Origin of the sequence: Stygiolobus sp. CP859M, from assembly GCF_037389975.1 — an archaeon.
Classification (GTDB): domain Archaea; phylum Thermoproteota; class Thermoprotei_A; order Sulfolobales; family Sulfolobaceae; genus Stygiolobus.
In genome coordinates, this window is the sequence record NZ_JBBHKS010000023.1 from 1 (window position 1) to 13,243 (window position 13,243).

10 protein-coding genes and 2 pseudogenes are annotated in these 13,243 nt (G+C 38.3%); 8 read left to right on the top strand and 4 right to left on the bottom strand.

The window, feature by feature from the left end:
* From WIW72_RS11225 to WIW72_RS11240, 4 genes and pseudogenes are all read left to right on the top strand, one after another.
* Positions 1 to 335: pseudogene (locus WIW72_RS11225) on the top strand (IS701 family transposase); the annotation flags it as partial.
* A gap of 607 nt (positions 336 to 942) precedes the next feature.
* A complete protein-coding gene (locus WIW72_RS11230; RefSeq protein WP_337699047.1) occupies positions 943 to 1,233 on the top strand; it encodes a hypothetical protein in 291 nt (96 codons plus the stop codon).
* Between the two features lie 479 nt (positions 1,234 to 1,712).
* Positions 1,713 to 1,919 (top strand): hypothetical protein, encoded by a 207-nt coding sequence (locus WIW72_RS11235; protein WP_337699045.1) that lies wholly within the window; start codon positions 1,713 to 1,715, stop codon positions 1,917 to 1,919.
* Between the two features lie 115 nt (positions 1,920 to 2,034).
* Positions 2,035 to 3,345, top strand: coding sequence for a DUF973 family protein (locus tag WIW72_RS11240; protein WP_337699044.1), 1,311 nt, complete (start codon positions 2,035 to 2,037; stop codon positions 3,343 to 3,345).
* 486 nt (positions 3,346 to 3,831) lie between these two features.
* Here the strand turns inward: WIW72_RS11240 and WIW72_RS11245 are convergent.
* Both WIW72_RS11245 and WIW72_RS11250 read right to left on the bottom strand, forming a co-directional pair.
* Positions 3,832 to 4,554, bottom strand: a pseudogene (locus WIW72_RS11245) (IS1/IS1595 family N-terminal zinc-binding domain-containing protein).
* Positions 4,555 to 4,884: 330 nt separating this feature from the next.
* Positions 4,885 to 5,694: a zinc ribbon domain-containing protein gene (locus WIW72_RS11250; RefSeq protein ID WP_337699042.1), complete on the bottom strand. Its 810-nt coding sequence runs from the start codon at positions 5,692 to 5,694 to the stop codon at positions 4,885 to 4,887.
* A gap of 402 nt (positions 5,695 to 6,096) precedes the next feature.
* On the opposite strand from WIW72_RS11250, the gene WIW72_RS11255 reads away from it, so the two are divergent.
* From WIW72_RS11255 to WIW72_RS13290, 3 genes are all read left to right on the top strand, one after another.
* The gene (locus tag WIW72_RS11255) at positions 6,097 to 6,768 is read left to right on the top strand and encodes a zinc ribbon domain-containing protein (protein WP_337699040.1); all 672 of its coding nucleotides are present in this window, start codon (positions 6,097 to 6,099) and stop codon (positions 6,766 to 6,768) included.
* A gap of 949 nt (positions 6,769 to 7,717) precedes the next feature.
* The gene (locus WIW72_RS11260) at positions 7,718 to 8,830 is read left to right on the top strand and encodes a hypothetical protein (RefSeq protein ID WP_337699038.1); all 1,113 of its coding nucleotides are present in this window, start codon (positions 7,718 to 7,720) and stop codon (positions 8,828 to 8,830) included.
* A gap of 599 nt (positions 8,831 to 9,429) precedes the next feature.
* Entirely contained in the window at positions 9,430 to 9,537 is a 108-nt protein-coding gene (locus WIW72_RS13290; RefSeq protein ID WP_443295026.1) for a hypothetical protein, read from the top strand.
* A gap of 316 nt (positions 9,538 to 9,853) precedes the next feature.
* Here WIW72_RS13290 and WIW72_RS11265 read toward each other — a convergent pair whose 3' ends face one another.
* Positions 9,854 to 11,044 carry a zinc ribbon domain-containing protein gene (locus tag WIW72_RS11265; protein ID WP_337699035.1) on the bottom strand — a complete coding sequence of 397 codons (1,191 nt, stop codon included), beginning with the start codon at positions 11,042 to 11,044 and terminating at the stop codon, positions 9,854 to 9,856.
* A gap of 1,055 nt (positions 11,045 to 12,099) precedes the next feature.
* Positions 12,100 to 12,852 (bottom strand): hypothetical protein, encoded by a 753-nt coding sequence (locus tag WIW72_RS11270; RefSeq protein WP_337699033.1) that lies wholly within the window; start codon positions 12,850 to 12,852, stop codon positions 12,100 to 12,102.
* A 132-nt stretch (positions 12,853 to 12,984) separates the two neighbouring features.
* Between WIW72_RS11270 and WIW72_RS13295 the strand changes: the two genes are divergently transcribed.
* Positions 12,985 to 13,143 (top strand): double zinc ribbon domain-containing protein, encoded by a 159-nt coding sequence (locus WIW72_RS13295; protein ID WP_443295029.1) that lies wholly within the window; start codon positions 12,985 to 12,987, stop codon positions 13,141 to 13,143.
* The last annotated feature ends 100 nt before the right edge of the window (positions 13,144 to 13,243 follow it).

Genomic DNA, 13,243 nt, shown 5'->3' on the forward strand with positions numbered 1-13,243 from the left:
TAGTCCAAGAATATAAAGGTGACTCCGGGACACACGTCAGATACCTCTACACGACCGATCTCTCGCTCAGCGAGGAGGAGATCGAGGAGGCATGGAGGATGAGGTGGGAGATCGAGAAGCTCCACAGGGACGTCAAGGCCTTGGGACTGGAGGACTCCTCGTTTTGGAGGAGAGAGAGGCTTCAGGGTTACCTCACGATCTTCACCATCATGGTCAACGTTGTCAGGGAGCTGATAGGGGAGCTGAACCTGAGGAGCGTGGAGGCGTTCCTCAGGTTCGTTGAACGTTATTTAGGTGGATCGTCGGGGCTGATGAAAATCTTTAAGTTACGTTAAAGTCCCATAACTGCTGAAATCTGTTTTTTCAGAAGTAGAAATCGGGGATGAGGGGATGATGAGCAGGGTCAGAATTGACCTATGATAGGTTACCCAGCAGCTGACCTGACCCCCTCATCCCTAATTCATTCCTACCTTATCTAACTATTAAGCTTTTCTTCTCATCCAATTTTGAAAAATTGAGCAAAAAATGAGGTTGGATCCTAACGTTAAATCTACGACGTGAGAATATTTGTATAAACTCCCCAGTTTAATAAGAAAAATTCAATCTGTATGTATAACTACTACTAAGAGTTCTGAGAATGAAAAACAGAAGAGTAAAAGCTTAGGCCCAGGTTCTTTTGATGTGTAAAAAGCCCTTCTTTCTCTTCATAGTCAAACATTTACCCGGGGTACTCTGGACTCTCGAAGCTAAATAATGAATATTAGAAGATGACATATTTTCTCTATGACTAAAACTAATAAGAGTTATAGCAACCAGATGATACATAATATAGCTCTTTATTATACGGCATACATTCTTTCTCGTCATGGATGGAATGTGTAGATTACTTCTAGAATCACAAGAGGCGTCGATATCGTAATATATAGTCAGGATAGAACGAAAATGCATACTATAAAAGTTAAGGGACTATTTAAACGAAATCCGGTTCCCTTTGGATCGAATTCGAATAATCTAATTGCAGAATTATATGTTATAGTTTTGCTGAATGAACTTAAGAGTGAACCGTCGGCTTTTGTACTTAAGAAAGAGAATATAAAGTTAGATAGGAGGGAGAAGAATGGAAAAATAAGCTATTGGCTTAGCTATAGGAAGTTTTCATCAGAATTTAAGGATAAATGGAAAATTATAGGTTACGGATATAAAAAAATTTTTATAGTAATCTTTATTTTTTAGAATGTTTCTTGATTAGATTTGAGCAGACTTTATCATTTGTACAGTTCACAAATTGCATAGGTAATGTATTCTTAAATAGTCATAGAGGGCATGAACAATCCTTTTTAGCTCTTCGTACATTATTAAAATCACGGCAAAGAATAAACGAGAAGAAAACGGCAGAATTACCGTACCGGGTGTAATTGCTTGAGAGGAAAAGGGATATAGTGAAGTTCATGAAGTACCTCCCATAATAGAAAGCGAAATGCAACCAGAGAGGGCTAAAAGTGATTTGACAATAGTTCGTCAATATACCTTACCTCAAACTCCTTACGTAAGGATTGAACGGATAAAAGAAATAGATGACATTATTGAAATAATATCCAATGATTATAACTTTTTAGTTAGTTTAAGTAGTAAAATAAGCTCTCGTCGATTAAGAAAATTTCACTACTTGAAGTTATGAAATATTGTATAATACGTATGTTTTAAAAAACCTTGTGAATTTAGATAAAGAGTTTGTTGATATTCTAAAACTCGTATTAGAAGTGGCTAAAATCGAGAATATAAGAATTGAAGGAAAGAACCGTTGGAAGGAATTTTCAGAGAACTATGAAGAATCGCAAAAAAGTAAAAGAAAGAAAAATTACGAAGAGTTATTATTTGGTAACTCCTACAAAGAGATTTTAAAACCTACGTATGAGTGAGTTAAATAAATTCTCGTTAAAGTCAATAAATATTAACAATTACACCTTAGTACAATGGAACATGTATAATTGAGTTCTAAAAATTTTAAATAGCCGTAAACGTTCTTAATAAATTATGATTGGAAATCACTACTCATCTCCTCTATTGAGAGTTAAAAATACTAAAAGAATCAAGTTTGCTGAGCACCGCGATGATACACGCGATAGAGCTATTTCAAGTAAGAAGTTAAACATCAATTCCGAGAGCGATGCATTGGAAACTATGAAAGTCGGACTTAAAGGGGGTATTAAATGGGCTCTATCAACTCTAATTTACTTTATCTTGGAATACGTTTACATTTATAGCACTACGTACTTGATGGGTGGAATTTCAGGGAATATCCCTGAACTCGCTTACGTGACTGGTGGATTCCTTTTCTTCATGCTAATTGTATTAGGATATATGTACTCCTATTCAGATAAAGCATTATCTAACATAAGAAGTGCTTACAACACATTATCCTCTATAAATAACCGAGTGGGAAAAGCTAGGGGTTTAGGAATGTGGAGTCGGAGTATCGGAGCTTATTTCGGTTTCGGAATTCTCGTATTTTTAGGGTATGTTATTATAGTGGCAATTTCATACAGCGTACCGGAACCGGCAAAGAACCAGTACTTAATCCCAGATATCGCTGGAGCATATATCTACTTCTTCGGGGATAATCAATATTTAACCTTAAATCAATGGTTCATATTACTTTTCGGATTATACGTAATAACCAGCTTTTTCCAAATTCTGGGGCTGATCATTTTCGGTATAAAGTTCTCCGGTCTCAGCAAATATTATCGTGTAGGTTGGATAAGTTATGCAGGTTCCCTACTGGTCTTAAGCGGTATAATTGGTTTCGTTAATTACTTTTACTTTTTACTGCCTCCCAATTTAACTGAACTCGCTGACGTAGCATCGTTCTTATTTCCAATATCTGCAGCTTTGAGTTTTGCATTAGGGATTGTAGGGATCAACGGTGCTTCGAGAAAGTTGTTGTTCGGGGGTGGGGTTAAAAACTGGGTCTCCCTATCGACAAGGACAATACAAGGAACTCAGACTCCATCAAATACACAACCTACACCTGAGCTCGATACAGGCTTTGAAGAAGAGAATATTAGGGTTTTGGGCACGACTTACATAAGGAAAGACGGTACTGTGAATTTACAGCTATACTCGCAACACAAAGCCACATTAATTTCAGCCAGAATCGAAGATTTTAACCACTCTACTGATAAGATAAGTCCGCAGACTTTGAGCCCTAGGACCGTGACCAACGTCACTGTTGAGTTCGGAAGAATTCATGTCATACCGAATAGAATCTACACTATAGTCCTGACAGCTAATGTAGAAGGTAAAGAAATAGAAGTTACAATACCTGCACTCGGTACTTCCATGTGAAACGTATTTCAACAAGGCGAAAATAACAAGCGTCATACGGTTTGGGTCGCAGTTTAACCAGTCTCGAAGTTAAAAACTCAGAAGCTGTTGAGGAAATTCAAAATTTGAATATACTCAAGTACTTTCAACACAATCAGCAGGTCAAGGGCGTACTCAAATTTACGATGGAATCTCTTAGTATTTAGAGCGAAAATTTTTCATGGCTTGGAGATGTAGGAATCATGGCCCTTCCACCACAAAAGCGACAAAATGATGTTTACTATTTTCCTCCTAAGGACTACTATTATTACACTTTTCTAAACCTATCTATCTATTCCGAGTTCCATAACGACCTAGTTATAGGCATTCAATTGCGTGTCATGTAATGCAGACCACTTGTAAACATGAGTGACGTAAGAGGGCAAGACTCAAGTCATTACACGGTAATCGGTGGTACAAAACCGTGTTAAACATTAATTCTAGTTAAGTGAGAGGATAGTGTCGTCATTAAGTTACAAATTCTGGGATTAACCTTCTCTCCCATAGAACTAGGGCTATGGAGTACATCATGCTACGAATGCTCCTATTTACTGCCTTCGTTGCCCTCTTGAATCTAATTAGCCTATCCCTTAATGAGGAATGAAAGGACTCGTTCGGGTTAACTAGCTAGACAACCGTGTGGTCTTTCAACCAGTAGTACAAGTTATAATCGTCATTCATCCATCTACCCTCTTCAGGCAAATACTTTTTGACCTCAAGGAAAGTACTCTCATCCCTATCCCCCAAAATGAGGTAAACTCCCAGCTTCGTGTACACGTAACAAGTGAAAACCCACTTGTAAAAAGCCCTAGCATTCTTGTACAAGTAAGTCCACATCTCATCAACAACCTTAGCAACAACCTTACCCTTAACTGAATCCTCAGCCCTACCCCACAACTCAACCAACTTCTCATACTTTTTCCTACCATAACGCTTAATCCAAGTGAAAACAGTACCAAGAGGTACGTTAAGGCTAGAAATAGCCCTCATACTCATACCATTAGCATACATTCTCAAAGCCTCCTCCCTCAACTTCCTAGAATGGTAAGTAGCATCACCCAAGAAGTAATTACCACAATCCCTACACAAATACTTCTGCCTATCCAAAGGCCTACCACACTTAACAACATGATGACTACCACAAGAGGGACAAGAAACGTCTTGCCTAAATACAGGCTTCCTACCCGTCAGTGGTACTCTTTATACAAATATAAATAACTTAACGACGACACTATCTCCACACTCGCTTAGGCTAAACCTAAAGGTTATATAGTATCAAGATCGTATGCTGACATAGTCACTATCTATCTTCACCTCTCACAAACTCTTGGTTATTATAGATTATTAAGTCCGCATTAAACTACTTCTAACTATACACGTTCTGATTGACTTCTTGTTAAACATTTTAATGCTTAATACCACCGCGTTTCTAACTTACCTTGATGAGATCTGATGAAGTATTTGAGTAGGAAATTGTTTTGATTTATAATGGAAAGAGGAAAAAACTTAAGGAGTTTGCCTTTACCTCCTCAAGTTGAAGTCAACTACGTAAGACACGATCATTAACACTCCATATAGCATGAGAGTTATCTCATTACCGTAAGATCCAAAAACGTAAATAGGTTTACCCATTAAGAAAGTAATCATTGAAATTAGTATACCTATTGTACTCATTAAGAAAATTATCCCGCCAGCCAAAAGCATCCAGAGACGATTTTTCGCTCCCACATAAATTAACCCTGAACTGTACATGAACATTAACATAAACGCTATAATAAAGATAAAAGAAACAAATGCCAATACCCCTCCCGCTGGTGCTATATTCGCGTAACTGACATAAGTAGTAGTAACATAAGAACCGAATGGCGTGTTTACAACTACAGTTTCGGGTTGAGGTTTGGCTAATCCAGCCATTACACCGAGGCTAATTAAAATCGTGAGCATTATTCCTGAAAAAAATGCTCTATTTATAGCTCTGCCCAGCCTTCTTGAATTGAGTTTTTTAAATCCTACATTACCTATCAGGATTAGCGCATATATAAGTACTAGGGTTACAAAAGCAGCTACTACTGAAATGTTGCCTTGTGAATTTATCAGTGTCGTTTCTATAATCCCAGCTATAATTCCTATTATACCCGATACTAAAAACCAAATCCCGGCTGAACGATTTATAAATTGTCCAGCCGGTGTAGGATTAGGATACTGAAGAGGTTGTTGATAGGGATATTGTGTTTGTTGTTGTGCAATATTTTCCAATGGGGCTCCGCACCGTATACAATATATAGCATTGTCGGGGTTCTGATACCCACATGCCTTGCATACTTTTACCATATAATCACTTAAAATTACTTAAAAATAAGGACTATATAAATATTACTCTATTGAATATTAAGTGTAGGATAATATTTTCATCAATTTAATCTAATTAAGAAAAACAAAGGAAAATTGCTTTGAATTTAATTGCTTAAGTAAAATATAATAATTTTCTTTAAAAGCGGTTGATAAAATATTAAGTTCAAGAACGTTTTTATCTCTTTTCAAAAATAAACGGAACAGTAAGGAATGGTTGTGACATTCCCTTCAAGTAAGGTTAGCCATATGAAGTTGGGAAACCTGAGTTACTTCTAATTATTATTCTGCTGGCTGATGTTTTTTTTGTTCAACATAGGATTGTTTAAACACTTTCAGATTGGTCATTAAGATTAATATACTAATTAAGTAAATCTGTTTATAATGACAGTATATTATATAAAGTGCGGTACCCCCAATCCAGATTATGCCACGTATTGCATAAGATGCGGTCAACCACTAGTAAAATCAGATATACAATCTTTACAACAACCCCAAGCCCCACCTTCTGTCCAAAATTATTGGCAGCAAGAGAGCATAAAAGTACTATTTCTATTAGTTGGAGATATTGAATGGCACGCTAGGTCATTAATAATAACTGATCAAAGGGTGCTGTTGACCAATGTAATTACTGACAAAGACATATCGGGGGTTGATGCAACAGTTGCTGGTGTATTAGCAGGAATAGGTGCAACTATAGCCGCATCGCTATTAGGTGTATTGCCTGGTGTTGGTGGTATGTTTGGGACGAGAATTGCACAAAGTATGAGAAAATCTAAAATTTACGACGCGGCTAGGCAAATGAAACAACTGTTTTTTGAGTTTTCTAACCCAGTACCTTTATCCCCCAACTTGAAAGTCAAAAAGAGCTATCTTATCAGTGAATTAAGGAAAGTCCGAATATATACTCCTAAAGGAGGAGATTACACTGAGATTGTTATTAGGAAATCGACATGGTCATCAATAGATGCACAAGTGCCCTTAGTAAACCCCCAGGATATACATAATGTGTTACTTAAATATTTGCCGTCCCAATTAATAGAAACCAACTATTAGTTTTTTGAAATAAAAGGAAATACTCCTTTTCTTTTTTTCTTTAGATTTTTACAACTAATCAAAAACGGACCACTTTCATTATAGATAAAGAAAGAATGTCTCAAGAGGAAAATACTTTTACGTTTAAACTTCTACTACTCTTTTACACTGTTATCTCTATATTATGTATTATTAACTCTCCCCTTTCCTTTAGACCCCACTTAGTAATATCTCCTTTCAACTAGCTCAACAACTTCCTCAGTTTTGGTGTTAGATGAATAAACACAAGTAAAATATTAAGACACTTTTCCCACATTCCTCTAACCTAGTATTGTTCCGCAAAACCTATTACGCAACTCCTTATGGGCTTTTCCCAACACCTTTCTTATTAGGATTCGGGACAATTTTCTCTAGTCGAAGTCAAGGTAAAATGGAGTACTTTAAAATGGCTGTCCACAGGAGGGATTTTGAGAAGCCGATTTCATAGAAACCGTAGTTCTGATCGGTTTACCCCTTTAATCGGCGAAGAAAATTGAAAAAGGAGTATTTAAACGTGGGGGTCATCAACCCGTTTGTCCTTATACTTTCATTTCAATCATGATCAAGTGTAGGGACTTAACCCTCAACCACCTTTAAGGTGGGTCATGGGACTTTAACGGCACGGGGCTCACATCTCTGCAATCTTTGTGCACATAGGCTTGAGAGATCATTATTTATCAACAAAAATTTGTTATAAACGGACAAAAGATTTCTATCAACACGAAAAAGGATACAGCCCAAAGCGAAGCATTCTACCTAATTTTTTGTATATAACAAACGTCCTAACACCAAGTACGAGTTGACGCTCCCTACACAAAACTCATTGTGGTTCCAAAGTGAGGTAAGTCGTTTTTACCTCGAAATTGTTGGGCGTTTTTTGTTCTTGATTAAAACTTTTATACCATCCCTTGTGAAAATTTAGTGAGTTAATATGAGGTTTCTACAAAATAGAATAGTTGGGATATCATTTATTCTAACCTTGATGACCCTAACCCTCACACCACCCATTTATGGTCAGACCAGTGCACTCGGGGGTTTTATACCAACAAGCGGAAGCAATAGCCCAAATAATTACGGTATCGCGTTCCAGCTACCCATAGCTAACGTATCAAATAACCCGTACGGAGGTGGTACGGGGATGACAAACTTAATGAGCGCTATAGCTATAACCTACGGCGGAATGAGCGCCGTAGTCTGGTTCTATCAACCGGAAAATGGCGTGGGAGTTCTTCTAGGCTTTCAAAACACTAATATATCAAATCCTCCGCCCTTCGGTTGGGTACCACTGTTATACGTAGGACTTAACGGTAGCCTATATGCCGGTGACTGGGATGGTGTGTGTTTCCAAGTGTCAACTCCTATCACTCCAGGTTGGCATATGGCCGTAGTTGAGGAATATATAGGGAAGGACAACTACACTTATGTATCGTTATATTTAGACGGTAAATACGTTGGTACAGTAAACGCGAGCGTACTGTCCACACTATACAATTACTACGTCAATCACCGGCTTGACTTTCCCTACGGCTATGTAGGTGGAAGTTATACGGCCGGTGGTTGGCCACAAACAAATAAGGAGTACTTCTTCTACAACGGCACAATAGCTATAGTAGCTTTCTACGACGTAGTGTTGACAAACACTATTATACAAGAGATGTGGGAAGAGAGCTATGTTACAATGAATGGTATAAACGCTTATTTACCTACCCAACACGCTGTCGCAATTTACCTTTTCTCACCTAACTACTTTAACCATGGTGAACTAGCACCGTATTACGTTAATAATACGGTTATGGGGCAATTGGGCGTGATCAACTCCGAATTGACACCGATATTTTACGGCGTGCAAAATATCACGTGGGGCAACTTCAACATAATGGTAAATAATGGTGAAATACAGAGTAATACTAGCGTGAATCAAGGAACTCTGGCAAATTCTAACGACTCCTCGAAGAGTTTCCTATTGGTTTTACCTCTAGTCCTCATCGTTCTAGTGGCGGTAGCTGTGATCATAGCTGTTGTCATGATAGTTAGGAGGAAATAAGACAGTTAGTAACACTTCGTCATCTTGATTTCGTTATGTTCAGTTATTCAAAAGTGATGTTTAGGGTTGTGAAAGGAGAAAATGGGCAATGAGGGTCACCGTCCTGATAGATCACAAGCATAGTGAGCCGCTTTAATCTATCATACATGATATTATACATCGGGATTTTTCAACGATTACCAGTTATTTTAACGTTATTTGTGAGCTCACACTATAATTCTAGAGCTAACACTCCCGATTGGTTGAACTGCAAGTCCAGTAGGTGTAGGCAATTGCCTAAACTTTATACACTCACCGACGAACCGTTCAAGAAAGCACTAACACTGCTCGAGTTTATGTAAAGTTCAGGTTTAACCTTACGCATGACTGTTCTATTTGACTAATTCGGTAATCGGTATAGTTCACAATCTTTACCCTGCATATTTGATAATTGTCATCGTAGTAGTAGCTGTTTCAGCTGTGTTCATAATAATACGTAGGAAGTGACTAAGATCAAAGGCTATTATGCTATATGTTTTTTATTTCTCGCGGAGCATAATTGTCGTAACTTAATAATATTGTCAGTAGAAAAGTCATGAATCCTACGGACACCCATCGACGTGTATAAGGGAACACCATTACATAAGGCGGCTTATAATGGGAATTATAATTCCGCGAAAACACTAGTTGAAAAAGTTTTCAACCTCAATGTTCAAGACATACTCTGAAGAACTCCATTACATCATGTGTGGAAAACGATAGGATGGAAGTAATAAGACTATTATTACAATACGACGCAGACCTGAATATAAGTTACTTAAACTCTAAATCTCCTTTGAAGTTGAATAGTGAGTAAAACACGGTAAGGTTCTCGAGTCCCTGTCAAGAGGAAAACGGTCATTTCTGGGAAAGTCTTGCACCCGTTGTGAACACTTAAGCTCTACAAACCCTAGTTTCTGTATTTCCGAGTAAAGTCTTTTTTGTAGAGTGGTTAAAGGTTAAAAAAAGAAAATAGACTTAAGACGTTACATACAGACTCCTAAATCAAGCCTGTCCGCTCTTCGGAACTATATTTATGTAGACGTTATTTAGCACTGCTAAATAGAGTATTCCCCAGTTAGCGTATAACCCCGCACCGCCAGAGTTTATTTCAGTCCAATAACCCATAGGTTTGGGCACCGTGAAGTTATTGTACAGTGGCAGAGTAATGCTTATTGAGTCTGAGGTGTTTAAGTTTACGACTTTAGCGTAAATCGTATTAGTATATCCGTCATAAGTCACTTCCATCTCTATCAGGTCACCCGGAGCTAAACTGTTGATTAGCCCGCTACCCGCTCCTCTAGCCAAAATTGTAATGTTGTTTACTGTTATCCTACCGTTAGGATAGGGATGAACGACCCATATGTTAAACTGGGCCGGTGCCGGATATGCCCAAGGTCCCCATGCGTTATCCCACTCAACAGCAATATAAGGTGTAGTAGAGTTAGGATAATAAATCCATCCAGAGATAGGTGTGCCTATGTTTATTAGCTGGACTGTATCGTTTGTAGTCATATTTACCGGAGGCTTGGGTGGCGTGACAAACAAGAAAACCGTATACCCGTCACCGGGTGGACTACTCCCTTGAGTATAAGTGCCTGTGAAAATTACCGTGTAATTACCTCCGGTATAAGTAAGCCCAGTTGTATTAATTAAAACGGCTGACGAAGCACCCACAGATGGAATCAATCGTAGTACTCCTATGTTATAAGGTAAGTTTCCCCAATATGCCCTATCCCCAGGCTGGTATAATACGATACTCCCGTTACCGTTTTCGATGTAATATAAGTAGCTATAGTTTACGAACAGCTTGTTATTACTTAAAGTACCCAAGGCTAGGTAACCGTTAGCGTTTGACCCGTTAATGATTATTACTGAAAAATTACGCCCTAAAGTTTTGAAGAGGCTGGAGTAGACATAGATCTGGTTTGGACTCGTATGGTGAAATAGAGGTGGTACGAGGATTAAGGCGGCTATAATAACTATTATTGCTAAAGCAACCCCAATTATTGGTACCAACTTCCTTCCTCTCTTTTTACCACCGGCTGAAGGCGGTTGCGGGTAGGGTGGTGGTGATACGGGAGGCTGTTGTACTGTGGGTTGATATACTGGTTGAGTTAATGGGAATCCGCACCTACTACAATACATTGCATTATCAGGATTTTGGAACCCACATCTAGGACAGTACTTTACCATTATTCACTTTTTATCTTTTATTTATAAAAAATTTTTCATCACCTAGCACTTTTATACATGTTAGTCAATGAAAGTCCTCCTTACGACTGGTCAGCTGTGAACTGGGAACTGAGTGCACACTATTTCATTCACCTTGAACGAAAGACACTTTAACCCACCTCAGTATTGAAGGTTTAGTTACTATTCAAGTTACTCATGCTCCCGGGAGGGGGTGAAACGCCTAAAAGGGAGTTGGGGGGTGAAGAAGACTATGGCGAGAGAAGGTTGGTATAACGAGGATGGAATTAAGGGAGATTATGTTTGTGCTGTTATGGAAGTTCTTGTCGGGTAAATAAAGGTTCTAGAGCTCTTTTTAGGTTTCAAAAAGGGATTATAGTCCTCATGGAAGTTAGTGACTACGCGCATTTTGACCTCCTTCTGTGAAACATATTAGTCGGTTCTATGTAATACAGATCTGACATGGCATAGGCTGTTCTAGGCTGAATCATTTCTACGCTAATAGAAATCTTTTCGGCTGTTTATAATAAATTTTAGTTGATGATCTCTCCGCCAACGCAAGTAGGAGTCATTACAGAGATTTGAGTCTCGTGCCGTTGGAGTGCCACGACCTATTAAAAAGGTAGTTGAGGGTTAATTCTTAACACTCGATTGAAGATAAAATGAGTGAAATGAGCGTTAGAGAAAAACGGGTGGAGGGATGCATTGTGTTAGAAATGTCCAGACGAGGTTACATGGTGGTCGTAAAGATTTCCAACAGCTTTGATATTTCATGTCAATAATTCATGTTGCTAGAGAATCGCCTAAGCGATGTATACCAACACCCAAAAATAACAGTGATCATCATAATCCTAAGAAATATATTGTTTGCTAGGTCGCTTAGTATCATGAATGAGAACAATTACTTTCATTTTCTTCATAAAAATCGTTACCCGCCAAAGTGTTACCACCTTACTTAACTTTAATTTTATCCCAGTGTCTGTATAAACCTTCTCCATTACAGAAGCAAATAAGTGTGATCGACTTCACAAATATCCTATGAAGAGGGAGGGAAAAATTTATAACTTCAACTTAAAGCTCGCTACGCACCACTCGTTAGCATTATCCAATCTAATGATAAACCTTCCTCCTCTCCTAAAGATTTTATACTCTACTCCCTCCCTACAGCCCTTGAGACTCACATTAACGTCTTCTATACCCTTAAAACTGAATTTTGATTGTATTGTGTGATTGACAAAATGGTAGCTAAAGTAGTCCTCAGGCGGAAAATAGTACATATAAAATTCGTATTTCCACTTGTATTTCTCCCCGTAGCTCACGGGCGTATTAAAGGGCAGAGTCACTTGACAATATTTATTAGGACATTCCTCAAGGGAGAGCTTAATCTCTTTATGCCCGGTTAACTCGCTCTCTAATACCAGCGGTTTCTCCCACATTACATCGCCGTAAAGTACGACTCTTGCAGTTTTTATTGGGACTATTGAAGTGTTGACCGTATAATTCATCACTTCATGCCTCATAACTACCTTCTCGCCTTTCTCAACTACTTCTGAATTTACTTGCAAGAGAAGGGAAATAGGCGAGAGGGGTTCGGTTAAAGCGTAACCACTATAATCTTTAAATAGTCCCTCACATTCGTTTATTATCCCAACACTTAGAAGCCTATCTAGAAGCCTCGCTAAAATTTGGTCATGGAGTTCCGTGTCCTTTTTAATTTCACTGAACCTAGCACAAGGGGTGTGCTGTAATAAGCTCTCTATTATCATTCTCACCCTCTCGTCATCGAGAAGACGTTTTTCATTTTTGCTCATGTTTAAAAATTGGTTTTGGGAGGTAAAAAACTTACATTTAAAGATTACTCACGAAATTAAGTGAGTTCTTTAGGGGGTTACACCTCGCGCTCTGAGTAAAATAAATTAACCAGAAATAAAATATAATTACCCATGAAGAAATGCCCTGTTTGCGGTCACTTGAACCAAGACGATGCTGTTTATTGTGAGATTTGTAGGTATAAATTTCCGGGGAAATTATGCCCGGTCTGTGGTCACCTAAATCCAATAGACGCGAATTATTGTGAGATTTGTAGGTATAGGTTTAGTTGAATAAATGTTTTTATTAACCGGGAAATTAGATAGGCTATACCCCAAAAAATTGCTAAGAAGGAGTAATGTGGAACTCAAAAGTTATGGGGGGGGGGGGGGG